At 72.9% G+C, this 16,335-nt stretch carries 15 protein-coding genes; 6 read left to right on the top strand and 9 right to left on the bottom strand.

Annotated features, from left to right (window positions below):
• Positions 1-70: 70 nt before the first annotated feature.
• Entirely contained in the window at positions 71-1,681 is a 1,611-nt protein-coding gene (locus ACIBEF_RS26165; protein WP_396795772.1) for a DUF6541 family protein, read from the bottom strand.
• 132 nt (positions 1,682-1,813) lie between these two features.
• Between ACIBEF_RS26165 and ACIBEF_RS26160 the strand changes: the two genes are divergently transcribed.
• Genes ACIBEF_RS26160 through hutH form a run of 6 tightly spaced genes read left to right on the top strand, consistent with a single transcriptional unit; the run spans position 1,814 to position 9,617 of the window.
• Positions 1,814-2,665 carry a MurR/RpiR family transcriptional regulator gene (locus ACIBEF_RS26160; protein WP_357227819.1) on the top strand — a complete coding sequence of 284 codons (852 nt, stop codon included), beginning with the start codon at positions 1,814-1,816 and terminating at the stop codon, positions 2,663-2,665.
• Between the two features lie 17 nt (positions 2,666-2,682).
• Positions 2,683-4,341 carry a urocanate hydratase gene (gene hutU, locus ACIBEF_RS26155; RefSeq protein ID WP_396795770.1) on the top strand — a complete coding sequence of 553 codons (1,659 nt, stop codon included), beginning with the start codon at positions 2,683-2,685 and terminating at the stop codon, positions 4,339-4,341.
• Complete coding sequence (locus tag ACIBEF_RS26150) at positions 4,338-5,540, top strand: allantoate amidohydrolase (protein ID WP_396795769.1); 1,203 nt, start codon at positions 4,338-4,340, stop codon at positions 5,538-5,540. Before hutU ends, ACIBEF_RS26150 begins: the two co-directional genes overlap by 4 nt.
• Positions 5,531-6,898, top strand: coding sequence for a formimidoylglutamate deiminase (locus ACIBEF_RS26145; protein ID WP_396795767.1), 1,368 nt, complete (start codon positions 5,531-5,533; stop codon positions 6,896-6,898). The genes ACIBEF_RS26150 and ACIBEF_RS26145 overlap by 10 nt, the downstream gene beginning before the upstream one ends.
• Positions 6,895-8,082 (top strand): imidazolonepropionase, encoded by a 1,188-nt coding sequence (hutI, locus tag ACIBEF_RS26140; protein ID WP_355005436.1) that lies wholly within the window; start codon positions 6,895-6,897, stop codon positions 8,080-8,082. The genes ACIBEF_RS26145 and hutI overlap by 4 nt, the downstream gene beginning before the upstream one ends.
• The gene (hutH, locus tag ACIBEF_RS26135; protein ID WP_355005437.1) at positions 8,079-9,617 is read left to right on the top strand and encodes a histidine ammonia-lyase; all 1,539 of its coding nucleotides are present in this window, start codon (positions 8,079-8,081) and stop codon (positions 9,615-9,617) included. The genes hutI and hutH overlap by 4 nt, the downstream gene beginning before the upstream one ends.
• A 31-nt stretch (positions 9,618-9,648) precedes the next feature.
• On the opposite strand, the gene rdgB is transcribed toward hutH, so the two are convergent.
• The 8 genes from rdgB to ACIBEF_RS26095 all read right to left on the bottom strand — a co-directional run bounded on the left by rdgB (position 9,649) and on the right by ACIBEF_RS26095 (position 16,321).
• Positions 9,649-10,266: an RdgB/HAM1 family non-canonical purine NTP pyrophosphatase gene (rdgB, locus tag ACIBEF_RS26130; RefSeq protein ID WP_357227834.1), complete on the bottom strand. Its 618-nt coding sequence runs from the start codon at positions 10,264-10,266 to the stop codon at positions 9,649-9,651.
• Complete coding sequence (gene rph, locus ACIBEF_RS26125; protein ID WP_355005439.1) at positions 10,263-10,988, bottom strand: ribonuclease PH; 726 nt, start codon at positions 10,986-10,988, stop codon at positions 10,263-10,265. The genes rdgB and rph overlap by 4 nt, the downstream gene beginning before the upstream one ends.
• Before the next feature lie 9 nt (positions 10,989-10,997).
• Complete coding sequence (locus ACIBEF_RS26120; RefSeq protein ID WP_396795765.1) at positions 10,998-12,167, bottom strand: glycosyltransferase; 1,170 nt, start codon at positions 12,165-12,167, stop codon at positions 10,998-11,000.
• On the bottom strand, positions 12,164-13,309 hold the full coding sequence (locus ACIBEF_RS26115) for a glycosyltransferase family 4 protein (protein WP_393223312.1): 1,146 nt from the start codon (positions 13,307-13,309) through the stop codon (positions 12,164-12,166). Before ACIBEF_RS26115 ends, ACIBEF_RS26120 begins: the two co-directional genes overlap by 4 nt.
• A gap of 110 nt (positions 13,310-13,419) precedes the next feature.
• The gene (locus tag ACIBEF_RS26110; protein WP_396795762.1) at positions 13,420-14,163 is read right to left on the bottom strand and encodes an MBL fold metallo-hydrolase; all 744 of its coding nucleotides are present in this window, start codon (positions 14,161-14,163) and stop codon (positions 13,420-13,422) included.
• 225 nt (positions 14,164-14,388) lie between these two features.
• Positions 14,389-15,354 (bottom strand): PLP-dependent cysteine synthase family protein, encoded by a 966-nt coding sequence (locus ACIBEF_RS26105; RefSeq protein ID WP_396795761.1) that lies wholly within the window; start codon positions 15,352-15,354, stop codon positions 14,389-14,391.
• A gap of 11 nt (positions 15,355-15,365) precedes the next feature.
• A complete protein-coding gene (locus tag ACIBEF_RS26100) occupies positions 15,366-15,767 on the bottom strand; it encodes a MoaD family protein (RefSeq protein ID WP_396795759.1) in 402 nt (133 codons plus the stop codon).
• A gap of 65 nt (positions 15,768-15,832) precedes the next feature.
• Positions 15,833-16,321 (bottom strand): Mov34/MPN/PAD-1 family protein, encoded by a 489-nt coding sequence (locus ACIBEF_RS26095; protein ID WP_396795757.1) that lies wholly within the window; start codon positions 16,319-16,321, stop codon positions 15,833-15,835.
• Positions 16,322-16,335 lie beyond the last annotated feature (14 nt).

Below are 16,335 nucleotides of genomic sequence, written 5' to 3'. Positions count from 1 at the left end.
GCCAGGCGCATGGTACCGACCGGTGACACAGTCAGTCGCCTGGCGGTCACCCGTCACATCGTCGTCGCCGTCACCTTTGGCTGATCACGACCACCGGCTCCGGTCCGGACGTGACGCGTTCCACGCGATAGTCGGCGAGCGCGGCCTGCCACACCGGCTCGCTCGGGTGGGTGTACGTGCGGACCAGCCAGACCCGGGTGCCGGGCGGCTGTTTCGCGGCCCGGGCCAGAATCTCGTCGAGGGCGTCCTTGATGGACTGCTTATCGGCGGCGGCGGGTTTCGGGAGGATCACGTCGGCGCGGGTGGGCATGGTGAGGGTCCAACCGACGGTGCCGCTGACCGGCGCGACCAGCTTCAGTGGATCCTGGTCGGAGTAGAGCGTGAACCCGAACCAGGCGGGCCCGCTGACCACGACGAGGTCGTGCGGCCCCTTGTGCGCCGCGACGTACCGGGTCGACGACCCGATGTCGGTGATGGCCTGGTGTGCCCGCCAGACCCCGGGTTCGTCGCCGTCCAGGCGATACCAGCGGTGGTTGACGGCGGCGAAGCTGGCGAGCACGACGGCGCAGGTCACGGCGGCCACCACGTCCGGTGCCAGCCGGGGCAGCCCGCGGCGGACCAGGGCGACGGTCAGGTCCGCCAGACCGACGATGCCGATGCCGGCCACCAGGCCCGCCACCACGATCAGGAAGTGGGACGTGCGCGGGTCGAGCAGCGGGTAGATCCCCGCGACACCCAGCCCGCTGGCCGCCAGCGGCAGCAGGAGGACGGCGATCGCCGGGGCGGCGTGTCCGCGTCGGAACAACGTGACGACGCCGAGCACGAGCAGCACGGCCAGGATCGGCACGGGTGCGCCGAGCATCGGTGACAGGGCCTTGGTCTGCCGTACGAGATGTGCGGGAAGTTCGGAGATGCTCGGCAGGAAGTCGTCCCAGTAGTCCCGCATGGCATCGCTGTTGCCCCGGGCGGACACTCCGAAGTAGACGGCCGCGACGAGTGCGCCGGCGACCAGGCCGGCGACGGTCGCCTCGACCGTCCTCGCCCACTCCCGACGCATGGCGACGGAGAGCAGCAGACCGCCGAGTACACAGACCGCGACGATGGCGGTGGTGTGACTCAGCAGCATGCCCAGACCCACTGCGGCCACCACCACCGCGAGCCGTCGCCGAGACCAGGCGCGCCCGGTCCAGGTGGCCAGGGCGAGCAGGCAGACCGCCACCGCGGCGTCAGCCGTGTACTGCTTCAGGTCGTGGCGGGTCTGCTGGACCGGCAGGAGCAGGACGGCGAGCCCGCTGACCAGACCGATGAGGATGCCCCGGGCGCGCTCGGACGCCAGCGACCGGCCCAGCAGGTAGGCCGCGACGACGGTCAGCAGTTGGAAACCCAGGGGTACGACCCGGAAGTGGTCGATGTCCGGGACCAGTCGGAGCAGGAAACTCCACCCTATCGGGCTGGACGAGGTCGTCACCGGCAGGTCGGCGAGGGGGAAGCGGACCGAGAGCGCGACCCACGCCTCGTCGCCCCAGTACTGGGCTGTCAGCCACGACCGGATGTCGTTGACGACGAAGAAGGCCCCGATCAGGGCGATGATCGGCATCGCCTCACCGACCGTCGCCCGGACGTGCCGCTCGGGCGTCGGCGCGGCGACGCGAATGGGCGGGGCGTCCTCGACTGCGACCACGACGCTCCTTCTCGACGACGCGAACCATGCTCACGCTGGCCGCCCGCATGTTACGAGCCGCGACGGCTCGATGGGGGGCGGGGGTGACCCGAGGTGGTTGTCTATGAAAGTTTCTATGCATAGAGTCAGCTCATGAATGAAGGAGCTGTCGCGGCACCCGCTGACCGGGTGCTCGACCTGTTCCAAGGGGTGCGCCTCACCCCCACCCAACGCCGAATCGCGCACTGCCTGGTGCAGCACGCCCCCGGCGTGGCGTACCTGTCCGCCGCCGAGGTCGCCGAGCTGGCCGGCGTGAGTCAGCCGTCGGTCACCCGGTTCGCCGTCGCGCTCGGCCACGACGGCTACCCGGCCCTGCGCCGCCGGCTGCGCGACCTCACCGGCTCGACCCCGGGCGGCTCGACGGACACCGGCAACGAACTCCAGCAGGCGGTACGCGCGGAGATGGGCAACCTGGACCGGTTGGCCGGTCAACTCGCCGACCGGGACCGGATCGCCGAGACCGGGCGGTTGCTCGCCGAGAGTCGCCCACTGCCGGTGCTCGGCCTGCGCGCCGCCGCGCCGCTGGCCGCGTACTTCGCCTACTTCGCGGCGAAGGTGCACCCGGACGTACGGGTCCTCGACGACGGCGGCAGCCTGCTCACCGACCGCCTGGAACAGGCGGCCGAGGCCGGGGCGTCCGCCGTCCTGGCCTTCGTGCTGCCCCGCTACCCCCGGGAAACCCTGGACGCGCTGCGCGACGCCCGCCATGCCGGGTTGACGGTGGTGGCGATCACCGACTCGCCGGTCAGCCCGGCCACCGAGCACGCCGATGTGGTGCTCGCCGCCGCGGTCGGCGCGCAGCTCGTCTTCGACCTGCACACCGCCCCGATGACCCTGGCCATGGTGCTGTTGCAGGCGATCTGCGACGCCACACCGGCCGACACCCAGCGCCGACTGGAGGCATTCGAAGCCTCCGCGGCCCGCCGACAGTTGTTCCTCGGTTGACCGGAGGAGAACCAGAGATGACCCAGCCCATTCGTGCCGCACGGGGCAGCCAGCTCACCACCCGCGGGTGGCAGCAGGAGGGCGCCCTGCGGATGTTGATGAACAACCTCGACCCCGAGGTGGCCGAACGCCCCGACGACCTGGTGGTCTACGGCGGCACCGGCAAGGCGGCGCGGGACTGGCCGTCGTACCACGCGTTGGTCCGCACGCTGACCGACCTGCGTGAGGACGAGACGATGCTGGTGCAGTCGGGCCGTCCGGTCGGGGTGATGCGCACCCACGAGTGGGCGCCCCGGGTGCTGCTGGCCAACTCGAACCTGGTCGGCGACTGGGCGACCTGGCCGGAGTTCCGCCGCCTCGAACAGCTCGGCCTGACCATGTACGGGCAGATGACGGCCGGTTCTTGGATCTACATCGGCACCCAGGGCATCCTCCAGGGCACCTACGAGACGTTCGCGGCGGTGGCCGCCAAGCGGTTCAACGACACCCTCGCCGGCACGCTGACGTTGACCGCCGGCTGCGGCGGAATGGGCGGCGCGCAGCCGCTCGCGGTCACCATGAACGGCGGCGTCTGCCTGATCGTGGACGTGGACCGCACCCGGCTCGACCGTCGGGTGCACGACCGCTACCTGGATGAGGTCGCCGACTCCCTGGACGACGCGATTGCCCGGGTCCGCGCCGCGAAGCGGGAGCGCCGGGCCCTGAGCGTGGGCGTGGTCGGCAACGCCGCCGAGGTCTTCCCGGACCTGCTGAACCGGGGCGTAGAGATCGACATCGTGACCGACCAGACCAGCGCGCACGACCCACTCGCGTACCTGCCGGTGGGGGTGGAGCTGGCCGAGGCCCGGGACTACGCCGCCGCGAAGCCGGTCGAGTTCACCGACCGGGCCCGCGCGTCGATGGCCCGGCACGTCGAGGCGATGGTCGGCTTCCTCGACGCGGGCGCCGAGGTGTTCGACTACGGCAACTCGATCCGGGGTGAGGCGCAACTCGGCGGCTATCAGCGCGCCTTCGACTTCCCGGGCTTCGTGCCCGCGTACATCCGGCCGTTGTTCTGCGAGGGCAGGGGTCCGTTCCGGTGGGCGGCGCTCTCCGGCGACCCGGCCGACATCGCGGCCACCGACCGCGCCATCCTCGACCTGTTCCCTGAGAACGAGTCGCTGGCCCGGTGGATCAAGTTGGCCGGTGAGCGGGTCGCCTTCCAGGGCCTGCCGGCCCGGATCTGCTGGCTCGGTCAGGGCGAACGGGACCGGGCGGGCGTGCGGTTCAACGACATGGTCGCCTCCGGCGAACTCTCCGCCCCGGTGGTGATCGGCCGGGACCACCTGGACACCGGCAGCGTCGCGAGCCCGTACCGGGAGACCGAGGGGATGGCCGACGGCTCCGACGCCATCGCCGACTGGCCGCTGCTCAACGCCCTGGTCAACACGGCAAGCGGGGCGTCCTGGGTGTCCATCCACCACGGCGGCGGGGTGGGCATCGGCCGGTCGATCCACGCCGGGCAGGTGTGCGTGGCCGACGGCACCGCCCTCGCCGGTCAGAAGATCGAGCGGGTGCTCACCAACGACCCGGCGATGGGCGTCATCCGGCACGTCGACGCCGGCTACGAAAGCGCCCGCGAGGTCGCCGACCGCACCGGGGTCCGGGTACCGATGACGGAGGGGGACCCTGCGTGAGTGACGACCTTTCCGCCCGGTTCCGGGCGCTGTGGGACGAGATCGCGCCGGTCGGGCGGGACGCCGACAGCGGCGGGTATCTGCGGTACGCGTTGACCGAGCCGGAGCGGGAGCTGCGCGCCTGGTTCCGGGCGCAGGCCGAGCACCGTGCCATGCCGGTCACCGAGGACGGCAACGGCAACCTCTTCGCCCACTGGGGTGACCCGGAGGCGTCCGACGCGGTGCTCACCGGCAGCCACTTCGACTCGGTGCCGCACGGCGGGGCGTACGACGGGCCCCTCGGCATCGTGAGCGCGTTCCTCGCCGTGGACGAGCTGCGCGCCGCCGGCGTCACCCCCGGCCGACCGCTGGTGCTGGGCGCCTTCGTCGAGGAGGAGGGAGCGCGCTTCGGCGTACCGTGTCTGGGGTCGCGACTGCTCACCGGGGCGCTGTCGGTCGAACGCGCGGCCGGCCTGCGCGACGCGGCCGGGGTGAGCTTCGCCGAGGCGCTCGGCGACCGGCCGGCGGGCGCCCGCCCGGACTTGCTGGACCGGTTCGGCGCGTTCGTGGAGTTGCACGTCGAACAGGGCCGCGCGCTCGTCGACACGGACGCGCCGGTAGCGGTGGCCAGTGCGATCTGGCCGCACGGCCGGTGGCGCTTCGACGTCGTCGGCGAGGGCAACCACGCGGGCACCACCCGGATGGCCGACCGCCGCGACCCGATGCTGACCTACGCGTTCACGGTGCTGGCGGCCAACAAGGAGGCCCGGCTGCGCGGCGCGCACGCCACTGTGGGCCGGGTCGCCGTCGAACCCAACGCCACCAACGCGATCCCGTCGAAGGTGACCGGCTGGCTGGACGCCCGGGCCGCCGACCCCGAGACGCTGACCGGGCTGGTCGACGCGGTACGCGGGAAGCTCGCCGAGCGGGCCCGCCGCGACGGTACGACCGTGACCGTCACCGAGGAGTCGGCCACCCCGGTGGTCGCGTTCGACGGCGGGCTGGCCGAGCGGCTGGCCACGCTGCTCGACGCGCCGGTGCTGCCCACCGGCGCGGGGCACGACGCCGGGGTGCTCGCCGCGTACCTGCCCACCGCGATGCTCTTCGTGCGCAACCCGACCGGCGTCTCGCACTCCCCCGCCGAGGCCGCCACCGACGACGACTGCGCCGCCGGGGTACGGGCGCTGGCCCGGGTGCTGGAGGAGCTGACATGCCGGTGACACCGAACCGCTGGCTCGCCGAGTACGCCTGGCTGCCCGAGCACGCCGAACCCACGCCCGACGTGCTGATCGAGGTCGAGGACGGCCGGATCACGGCGGTGACGCCGCTGCTGGGAGCGCACGGACCGGAGGCCGGGGTCGAGGTGTACGCCGACGCGGTGCCACTGCCCGGCCTCACCCTGCCGGGCCTGGCCAACGTGCACTCGCACGCCTTCCACCGGGCGCTACGTGGGCGTACCCACGCCGGGCGGGGTGACTTCTGGACCTGGCGGGACCAGATGTACGCCGTCGCGGACCGGCTGGACCCGGACACCTACCTCGCGCTGGCCCGGACCGTCTACGCCGAGATGGCGCTCGCCGGGATCACCTGCGTGGGCGAGTTCCACTACCTGCACCACCGACCGGACGGCGGCGCCTACGACGACCCGAACGCCATGGGCGCGGCGCTGGTGGAAGCCGCCGCGCACGCTGGGATCCGGCTCACACTGCTGGACGCCTGCTACCTGACCTCCAGCGTGGACGGTCAGCCCCTCGCCGGGCCGCAACGCCGCTTCGGCGACGGTGACGCGGGCCGCTGGGCCGAGCGGGCCGCGGCGTTCCAACCGACGGACCCGCACGTCCGGGTCGGCGCGGCCGTGCACTCGGTGCGGGCCGTCCCGGCCGACCAGTTGCGCACTGTCGCCGACTGGGCCCGGGAGCGGCAGGCGCCGCTGCACGTGCACCTCTCCGAGCAGCCCGCCGAGAACGACGAGTGCCGGGCCGTGCACGGGCACTCGCCCACCGCGCTGCTCGCCGAGCACGGCGTGCTCGGGCCGCACACCACCGCCGTCCACGCCACCCACCCCACCAGCGCGGACCTGTCCCTGCTGGCCGACAGCCGGACCGGGGTGTGCCTCTGCCCGACCACCGAGCGGGACCTCGCCGACGGCATCGGCCCGGCCCGGCTGATGGCCGACGCCGGCATCCGGTTGAGCCTCGGCAGCGACAGCCACGCCGTGATCGACCTGTTCGAGGAGGCTCGGGCCGTCGAGCTGGACGAGCGGCTGCGGACCCGCCGGCGCGGCCACTTCGCGCCGCTCGACCTGCTGAACGCGGCCAGCGTCGCCGGGCACGCCGCGCTGGGCTGGGCCGACGCCGGAAGGATCGCGGTGGGCACCCGCGCCGACCTGGTGACGGTACGCCTGGACAGCGCCCGCACCGCCGGGGTGCCGCCGGTGGGCGCGTTCTTCGCCGCCGGCGCGGCGGACGTCGAGCAGGTGGTGGTGGACGGCCGGGTGGTGGTGGCCGAGGGCCGGCACCTGACCGTCGACGTGCCGGTCGAACTGTCGTCCGCGATCGAGGCGGTGACGCCCGCATGAGCGGCAGCCTGCTCGTCGACAACATCGGGGAACTGGTCACCAACGGTGCCGGCGAGGGCCCGCTCGGCATCCGCCGCGACGCCGCCGTGCTGGTCGAGGCGGGTCGGGTGGTCTGGGTCGGGCCGTCCGCGTACGCGCCGGCCGCCGACCATCACGTCGACGCCGGTGGTGCCGCCGTGCTGCCCGGGTTCGTGGACAGCCACGCCCACCTGGTCTTCGCCGGGGACCGGGCCCCCGAGTTCGCCGCCCGGATGGCCGGTCAGCCCTACACCGGCGGCGGCATCCGGACCACCGTCGGTGCCACCCGGGCCGCCACCGACGAGGAACTGCGTGCCACGGTGCGCCGGCTGCGCGGGGAGGCGCTGCGCCAGGGCACCACGACCATGGAGATCAAGAGTGGGTACGGCCTGACCGTCGCCGACGAGGCCCGCTCGCTGCGGATCGCCGCCGAGACCAGCACCGAGACCACCTTCCTGGGCGCGCACGTGGTGCCCGCCGAGTACGCCGACCGCCCCGACGACTACGTGGGGTTGGTCTGCGGGCCGATGCTGGCCGCCGCCGCTCCGTACGCGAAGTGGATCGACGTGTTCTGTGAGCGGGGTGCCTTCGACGTGGACCACGCCCGCGCCATCCTGGCCTGCGGTCAGGCCGCCGGCCTGGGCGTACGGCTGCACGCCAACCAGCTCGGCCCCGGCCCCGGGGTGCAACTGGGTGTGGAGCTGGACGCGGCCAGCGTCGACCACTGCACCCACCTGAGCGACGCCGACGTGGCCGCGCTGGCCGACACGGCCCACAGCGACGGGTCGGGCACCCGCACCGTGGCGACCCTGCTGCCCGGCGCGGAGTTCTCCACCCGCTCGCCCTACCCGGATGCCCGCCGGCTGCTCGACGCCGGTGTCACAGTGGCGCTGGCGACGGACTGCAACCCCGGCTCGTCGTACACCTCGTCGATGCCGTTCTGCGTGGCCCTCGCGGTCCGCGAGATGCGGATGACCCCGGCGGAGGCGGTCTGGGCCGCCACCGCCGGTGGCGCACGGGCGCTGCGCCGCGACGACATCGGTGTCCTCACCCCCGGCGCGCGGGCCGACCTCGTCGTCCTCGACGCGCCGTCACACCTGCACCTGGCCTACCGGCCCGGTGTTCCCCTGATCCGCCAGGTAATACGCAACGGAGTTCCGCAATGACGCACGTGACCATCCAGCCCACCGGAGTCTCCGCCGACGACGTGCTCGCGGTGGCCCGCGGCACCGCCACCGTCGTCCTCGCCCCGGCCACCATCGACGCGATGGCGACGAGCCGGGCCATCGTGGACGGCATCGAGTCGTCGGGCCGTCCCGTCTACGGGGTCTCCACCGGGTTCGGCGCGTTGGCGAACACCTTCGTCGCGCCGGAGCGGCGGGCCGAGCTGCAACACGCGCTGATCCGCTCGCACGCCGCCGGGGTGGGCGCCCCGATGCCGCGCGAGGTGGTCCGGGCCATGATGCTGCTGCGCGTCCGGTCCCTCGCCCTGGGCCGCTCCGGGGTCCGGCCGCTGGTCGCGGAAGCGCTGGTCGACCTGCTCAACCACGACATCACCCCGTGGGTCCCGGAGCACGGCTCGCTGGGCGCCTCCGGTGACCTGGCGCCGCTGGCGCACTGCGCGCTGGTACTGCTCGGCGAGGGCTGGGTGCTCGGCCCGGCCGGTGAACGGCAGGACGCCGCCGACGCGTTGACCGCCGCCGGGCTCAAGCCGATCGAGCTGGCCGCCAAGGAGGGGCTGGCGCTGATCAACGGCACGGACGGCATGCTCGGCATGCTGCTGCTGGCCATCCACGACGCGGAGCACCTGTTCGCCATGGCCGACGTGACGGCCGCGCTGGCCATCGAGGCGATGCTCGGCTCGGAGCGGCCGTTCCTGCCCGAGCTGCACGCGATCCGCCCACACCCCGGTCAGGCGACGTCGGCGGCGAACATCCACCGCCTGTTGCAGGACTCCCGGGTGATGGACTCGCACCGCGACGACCTGGCGCACGCCGTGCAGGACGCGTACTCGATGCGCTGCGCGCCGCAGGTGGCCGGCGCGGCCCGCGACACCCTGGACTTCGTCCGCACCGTCGCCGGCCGGGAGCTGGTGTCCGTTGTGGACAACCCGGTGGTGCTGCCGGACGGCCGGGTCGAGTCGACCGGGAACTTCCACGGCGCACCGCTCGGCTTCGCCGCGGACTTCCTCGCCATCGCCGCCGCCGAGGTGGGCGCGATCGCCGAGCGGCGGGTCGACCGGCTGCTCGACGTCACCCGCTCCCGGGAACTGCCGGCGTTCCTCTCCCCCGACGCCGGTGTCAACTCCGGGCTGATGATCGCCCAGTACACGGCGGCGGGGATCGTCGCCGAGAACCGTCGACTGGCCGCCCCCGCCTCGGTGGACTCGCTGCCCACCAGCGGAATGCAGGAGGACCACGTCTCGATGGGCTGGGCCGCCGCCAAGAAGCTGCGCACCGTCCTGGACAACCTGACCAGCCTGCTCGCGGTGGAGCTGCTGGCCGGCGTACGCGGCCTCCAACTGCGCGCCCCGCTGGAGCCGTCGCCGGCCGGCCGGGCGGCCGTCGCCGCGCTCGGTACGGCAGCCGGGGAGCCCGGCCCGGACGTGTTCCTCGCCCCGGTGATGGAGGCGGCCCGTGCCGTCGTCGCCGGGCCCGAGTTGCGCGCCGCCATCGAACGGGAGGTCGGCCCGCTGGGCTGACCTCCGGCGGGTCGCTGTCGTCCGCCGCGGGTCAGGCGGCGGGCGGCAGCACCTTGGCGATCAGCTTGGCCAGCTCGCGCAACGCCTTGCCCCGGTGACTGATGGCGTCCTTCTCCGCCGGGGTCAGCTCGGCGTTGGTCCGGTCCTGTCCGTCGCCCAGGAAGATCGGGTCGTAGCCGAACCCACCGTCACCGCGCGGCGCGCGCAGCACCCGACCGGACTGCCGGCCGTCGACGAGGTGCTCCTTGCCGCCCGGCAGCACCAACGCGACGGTGCAGACGAACGAGGCGGCCCGCTGCTCGTCGGGCACGTCGCCGATCTGGTCCAGCACAAGCTGGAGGTTGGCCCGGTCGTCGCCGTGCCGGCCGGACCAGCGGGCGCTGAACACCCCTGGCATCCCGTTGAGCGCGTCGACAGCGAGCCCGGAGTCGTCGGCGATGGTCGGCAGGCCACTCTGCCGGCAGCCCTCCCGCGCCTTGATCAGCGCGTTCTCGCCAAAGGTCAGGCCGGTCTCCGGCAGCTCCGCGTACTGCTCGATGTCGTCCAGCCCGAGCAGGGCGATCCGGTGCGCGCCGAGCGCGCCGTCCAGGATCCGCTGAAGCTCGACCAGCTTCTTACGGTTACGGGTGGCGAGCAGGACCTTGTTCATGCGAGTGCCTTCCGCTGGGCTTCGGCCAACTCGGCGCAGCCGGCGACGGCCAGGTCGAGCAGGGCGTCGAGCTGGTCGCGGGCGAACACGCCCGCCTCGCCGGTGCCCTGCACCTCGACGAAGTCGCCGGTGCCGGTGCACACCACGTTCATGTCCACCTCGGCGGCGACGTCCTCCTCGTAGCAGAGGTCGAGCCGGGCCTCCCCGGCGATGATCCCCACGCTGACCGCGGCCACCGAGCGGTGCATCACCTTCTCCGGCTTACCGGCCAACGACTTGCGGGCGGCGAGCCAGCTCACCGCGTCGTGCAACGCGACGTACGCGCCGGTGATCGCGGCCGTGCGGGTGCCGCCGTCGGCCTGGAGCACGTCGCAGTCGAGCACTATCGAGTTCTCGCCGAGCGCCTTGAGGTCGATGCTGGCCCGCAGACTACGGCCGATCAACCGGGAGATCTCATGGGTACGGCCACCGACCCGGCCCTTGACGCTTTCCCGGTCGGAGCGGGTGTTGGTGGCCCGGGGCAGCATCGCGTACTCGGCGGTCACCCAACCGAGCCCGGAGCCCTTGCGCCAGCGGGGCACCCCCTCGGTGACGCTCGCCGTGCAGAGCACCCGGGTGCCGCCGAACTCGACGAGCACCGAGCCCTCCGGATGGGTGCTCCAGCCTCGGGTCAGGGTCACCGGTCGGAGTTGAGAGGGCCCTCGCCCGTCAGGTCGCGCCATCCCTGCACCCTATGCGGTGCGGCTGCGCACCTCGCCCGGGGTGCCCCGGAGAACGTCCGCGCCGTGCACACCGAGGAACCCGGCGACCGCGGCCGGCCAGCCGAACTCCTCGGCCCGTGCCCGGGCGGCCCGCCGCCGCTGCGCCTCCGGTCGGGCCGCCAGGCGCCGCACCGCCGCCGCCATCGAGACCCCCGAGCCGTACGCCGCCAGGCCGGCCCCGCCGACCACCTCGGGTAGCGCGCTGGCCGCGTTGACCACCACCGGAGTGCCGCAGGCCAGCGCCTCCAGGCCGGCGAGACCGAAGGTCTCCACCGGGCCGGGCGCCAGCACCACGTCCGCGCTGGCCAGCAACGCGGCCACCGCGGCGCGGTCCGGCAGGAAACCGGTGAACGTGACGGGCAGCCCCGCCGCCCGCCGGGCCAGCGCGCCGCCCAGTGGGCCGTCGCCGGCCATCACCAGCACCGCCGGTACGCCCAACCGGCGCAGCTCGGCGAGGGTCTGCACGGCCAACTCCGGCCGCTTCTCCGGGGACAACCGGGCGCAGTGCACCAGAAGCAACTCGCGGTCGTCGGCGTACCGCTCGCGCACCAGGGGGTCGGCACGGTGCGGGCTGAAGGTGTCCAGGTCCACCCCGAGCGGCACCAGATCGACGTTGTCGGCGCCGATCCGGTGGAACTCCTCGGCCGCCCACCGGGTCGTGCAGACGATCCGGTCGTACGCCCGACTGGTCGCCCGGTTGAGCCGGTCGGCGGTCGGGCGGCGCAGCGCGTCCGGCACCCCCCACTGGCCGAGCAGCCCGGTCAGCGACTCGTGCGACACCATCACCGACGGCACCCCGTGGGCCCGCGCCCACTGACCCGTCCAGCGCAGCGACAACCGGTCGGAGACCTCCAACCGGTCCGGCGCCAGGTCGGTGAGCAGCCGAGCCAACCGGCGTCGGCCGGCCAGCAGCCGGTAACCGCCGCTGCCGGGCAGCTCCGGGCCGGGCACCGTGACGACCCGCCCCCACGGGTACGTCTCGTCGGCGGCCCGCTGGCCGGGCACCACAAGCACCGGTTCGTGCCCGGCCGCCCGGTAACCCTCCCCGAGGTGCCGCAGTGCGGTCCGCAGGCCGCCGGAGCGTTCCGTGACGAAGTTGGCGAGCCGCACGATCCGCAGCCCACCGGCCGCTCCGGTCACGAGGCGGCCGGCAGGCCGACGGTGGCGGAAACCGCGCGTACGGCGTGGTAGTGCCCGATCAGTTCGTCGCCGACAGCCGCCCAGCTGCGGCGACTGACCGCGACCCGGGCGGCCAGCCCGTAGGCCCGCCGCCGATCGGCGTCGCCGGCCAGCTCGGCCACCGCCGCGGCGAGCGCGTCGCCGTCGTTCGGCGGCACCAGCAGCCCGGTCACACAGTGGTCGACAAGGTCGACCGGGCCGCCGCTGGCCGGCGCCACGACCGGCACCCCGGAGGCCAGCGCCTCCTGGATGGTCTGCCCGAAGGTCTCATGCGGTCCGGTGTGCACGAACAGGTCCAGGCTGGCGTAGAGCCGCGCCAGGTCCTCGCCCTGCTGCACCCCCAGGAAGTTCACCCCGGGCAGTTCCCGCGCCAACTGGCGGTGGGTCGGGCCGTCGCCGGCCACCACCACCCGTACGCCGGGCAGTCGGGACGTCGCCGCCAGCAACTCCACCCGCTTCTCCGGGGCGAGCCGGCCGACGTAGCCGACAAGCAGCTCACCCCCGGGTGCCAGCCGGTCCCGCAACGCCGTACACCGCTTGGCCGGATCGAAACGGACCGCGTCCACACCGCGCCGCCACAGCCAGATCCGCTGCACCCCGTTCGCGATGAGGTCGGCGGCGGCCCGGGTGGAGGGGGCGAGGGTGCGCTGCGCCGAGTTGTGGATCTCGCGGATCCGCCGCCACGCCGCCGCCTCGCCCCAACTGACCCGATACGCCCGCGCGTACGCCGCCACATCGGTCTGGTAGACCGCAACCATGGGCAACCCGTGCCGGCTGGCCAGCGTGGCCGCCCGGGCACCCAGGACGAACGGACTGGCCAGGTGGACCACGTCCGGCTCGGCCGACAGCAGCGCCCCGGTCAATCGGGCGGTGGTCGGCACACCCAGTCGGAAGCCCTGGTAGCGGGGCAACGGCACGCTCGGGATGCGCACCACCGGGTACGGCAGCCGGTCGATGCCCTGCCGGCCGGCACCCGGTGGGGCGGGGGCGATGACCACCGGCTCATGGCCACGATCGAGCAGGTGCTCCGCCGTCTGCACCACGGAGTGCGCGACGCCGTTCACATCAGGTGGGAACGACTCGGTCACGATGGCGATCCGCATGCCCACACCGTGCGCGTGCCACTGGTGCGTCAGACGACCGCCCGCTGACGGGCCGGCGAACAGTACGGCACAACACCGCTGCCCGAACCCGGGAACCGGGACCCGGTGCGTCAGATGTCGTAGCTGGCGCCGGGCCGGACCACCTCGAGCGGCCCGCTGTACGCGGCGGCGGCCGACTCCAACGTGTGCGCCTCGCTGCCCCAGGCGGGCACCAGGTGCGTGAGCAGCAGTCGACCCACAGCGGCCTTGGTCGCCGCCTCGCCGGCCTCCCGGCCGGTCAGGTGCAGATCCGGCGGATTGTCCACGCCGTCGAGGTAACTGGCCTCGCAGAGGAACACGTCGGCGTTCTGGGCGAGCCGCAGCAGCGCCTCGCAGGGCGCGGTGTCCGACGAGTAGCACAGCGAACGGCCCTCGTGCTCCAGCCGCACACCGTACGTCTCGACGGGGTGGTTGACCCGGTCGACGGTGACGGCGAACGGGCCGATCGGGAAGGTGCCCGGCTGGAGCGCGTAGAACTGGTACACGTCCTCCACCGAACCGTCGTCCCCGTAGGCGGCGCTGAGCCGGTCCGGCGCGCCGGCGGGCGCGTACACCGGCAGCGCCGGGTAGGGGCCGTCCGGGGCGTACCGGCGCACCACCACGTAGAGCACGGCGTCGAACATGTGATCACAGTGCAGGTGGGTCAGCAGGATGGCGTCCGGGGCGTGCAACCCCGCGTACCGCTGGAGGCTGGACAGCGACCCCGAGCCGAAGTCGACCAGGAGCCGGAAACCGTCGGCCTCGACGAGGTAGGCCGAGCAGGGCGACTCGGGGCCAGGGAAACTGCCGGCACTCCCCAGAACGGTCAGTCGCATCGAGTGGTCTCGCTGTCACTGTCAGTAGCACCCGTGCCGGCGATAGTCCCAGCCATGATCTCTACCGACGCGTACGCCACGCTGCGCAGCCTACGCTGGCGCACCCGGCAGCAAGAATCATCCAACGGAAGTTGTCACGAACGTGACACCTGCTCGCGGTACCTCACGACGCGTACGGGCCGTCGACATTCGTCGACGGCCCGTATAGTCGGCAGACCAGATCGGTCAGGCCCAGAGCTGCCCCTCCAGGGCGTCCTCGGCGTCAGCGAGGGTGCCGCCGTACGCGCCGGTGGACAGATACTTCCACCCACCGTCGCAGACCACGAAAGCCACATCGGCCCGCCGGCCGTCGCGCACCGCCTCGTGCGCCACCGCCAAAGCGGCGTGCAGGATCGCACCGGTGGAGAAGCCGGCGAAGATGCCCTCCACCTCCACCAACTGGCGGGTACGCAACACCGCGTCCCGGGTGCCGACCGAGAACCGCCGGGAGAGCACCGAGGCGTCGTAGAGCTCCGGAACGTACCCCTCGTCGATGTTGCGCAGCCCGTAGACCAACTCGCCGTAGCGCGGCTCGGCAGCCACGATCTGAATGCCCTCGACCTTTTCCCGCAGATAACGCCCGGTGCCCATCAGGGTGCCGGTGGTGCCCAGCCCGGCCACGAAGTGCGTGATGCTGGGCAGCTCGTGCAGCAGCTCCGGCCCGGTCGTCTCGTAGTGCGCCCGCGCGTTCGCCTCGTTGCCGTACTGGTAGAGCATCACCCAGTCGGGGTGCTCGACGGCGATCTGCTTCGCCGTGGCGACCGCCTGGTTGGAACCACCCGCCGCCGGCGAGAAGATGATCTCGGCTCCGTACATCCGGAGCAGCTGCACCCGCTCGGTGGAGACGTTCTCCGGCATCACACAGACCAGCCGGTAGCCGCGCATCTTCGCCACCATTGCCAACGAGATGCCGGTGTTGCCGCTCGTCGGCTCGAGGATGGTGTCACCCGTGCGGAGCCGGCCAGCCTCCTCCGCCGCCCGGACCATGAACAGCGCCGCGCGGTCCTTGATGCTGCCGGTCGGGTTGCGGTCCTCCAGCTTGGCCCAGAGCCGCACCGGAGGGGCCCCCTCGGGCGCCGTCGGGGACAGTCGGGGCAGGCCGACCAGCGGCGTACCCCCGCAGGCGTCGAGCAGGCTGTCGTACCGCGCCATGGCGGCCGACCTCAGCGAGCCGCGACGGCGTCGCGGGCCACCGCGCCGACGGCACCCTGCGAACTGATGCTGTGCGAGCTGATCGCCGCTGCGGCGGCGCTGTGCGAGCTGATCGCCGCTGCGGCGGCGAAGCCGAACGCGCCACCGGCCACCGCCGGCAGGATGGTGACGCTGTCGCCGTCGGAGAGCTTCGCGTCGAGCGCACCGAGGAAACGGACGTCCTCGTCGTTGACGTAGACATTGACGAAGCGGTGCAGCGTGCCCGCGTCGGTGATCAGCCGGCCGCGCAGACCGCCGTGCCGGGAATCCAGGTCGGTGAGCAGATCGGCGAGCGTGTCGCCGGTGCCCTCGACGACCTTGGCGCCGCCGGTGTAGCTGCGCAGGATGGTGGGGATGCGAACCTCAATGGCCATGATGGGGAACTCCTCGATCGGGTGTGCCTACGGTGACGGGACGAGATGGCTGCGGCGCTGACAGGTCAGCGGTCGGAACACTCGTAATCGACCGTCGCCGGGCTCTGCCCGAACATGTAGGACTGGACGGCGTGCGGGTCGACACCGGCCTCCACGACACGGACCGGCTCCTCGGTGATCACGCCGTCGACGATCCGGAACGACCGGATCTCCTCCGAGTCGGGCTCACGGGTCGAGACGAGCAGGTAGTGCGCCCCCGGCTCACCGGCGAAGGAGACGTCCGTCCGCGACGGGTACGCCTCGGTGGCGGTGTGCGAGTGGTAGATGACGACGGGCTCCTCGTCCCGGTCGTCCATCTCCCGCCACACGCGCAGATGCTCCATCGAGTCGAACTCGTAGAAGGTCATCGACCGCGCCGCATTGTCCATCGGGATGTGCCGGGTCGGGGTGTCGCTGCCGACGGGACCGGCGACCACGCCGCACGCCTCGTCTGGGTGATCCCGGCGCGCGTGGGCGACGATCGCGTCAATGATCGACCGGTCGATGCTCAGCACGTGCACCAGCCTAA

Source organism: Micromonospora sp. NPDC050795 (assembly GCF_044456785.1).
Taxonomy (GTDB): domain Bacteria; phylum Actinomycetota; class Actinomycetes; order Mycobacteriales; family Micromonosporaceae; genus Micromonospora.
Note: the sequence above shows the minus strand (reverse complement) of the source record. Positions and strands in the feature narration are given on the sequence as shown.

What these genes read in the sequence shown, in the direction of transcription:
- ACIBEF_RS26145 (WP_396795767.1), top strand. Translation starts at nt 5,531, where the DNA reads ATGCCGGTGACACCGAACCGCTGGCTCGCCGAGTACGCCTGGCTGCCC.
- ACIBEF_RS26115 (WP_393223312.1), bottom strand. Translation starts at nt 13,309, where the DNA reads ATGCGGATCGCCATCGTGACCGAGTCGTTCCCACCTGATGTGAACGGC.
- hutI (WP_355005436.1), top strand. Translation starts at nt 6,895, where the DNA reads ATGAGCGGCAGCCTGCTCGTCGACAACATCGGGGAACTGGTCACCAAC.
- hutU (WP_396795770.1), top strand. Translation starts at nt 2,683, where the DNA reads ATGACCCAGCCCATTCGTGCCGCACGGGGCAGCCAGCTCACCACCCGC.
- ACIBEF_RS26100 (WP_396795759.1), bottom strand. Translation starts at nt 15,767, where the DNA reads ATGGCCATTGAGGTTCGCATCCCCACCATCCTGCGCAGCTACACCGGC.
- rdgB (WP_357227834.1), bottom strand. Translation starts at nt 10,266, where the DNA reads ATGAACAAGGTCCTGCTCGCCACCCGTAACCGTAAGAAGCTGGTCGAG.
- hutH (WP_355005437.1), top strand. Translation starts at nt 8,079, where the DNA reads ATGACGCACGTGACCATCCAGCCCACCGGAGTCTCCGCCGACGACGTG.
- ACIBEF_RS26110 (WP_396795762.1), bottom strand. Translation starts at nt 14,163, where the DNA reads ATGCGACTGACCGTTCTGGGGAGTGCCGGCAGTTTCCCTGGCCCCGAG.
- ACIBEF_RS26160 (WP_357227819.1), top strand. Translation starts at nt 1,814, where the DNA reads ATGAATGAAGGAGCTGTCGCGGCACCCGCTGACCGGGTGCTCGACCTG.
- rph (WP_355005439.1), bottom strand. Translation starts at nt 10,988, where the DNA reads ATGGCGCGACCTGACGGGCGAGGGCCCTCTCAACTCCGACCGGTGACC.
- ACIBEF_RS26105 (WP_396795761.1), bottom strand. Translation starts at nt 15,354, where the DNA reads ATGGCGCGGTACGACAGCCTGCTCGACGCCTGCGGGGGTACGCCGCTG.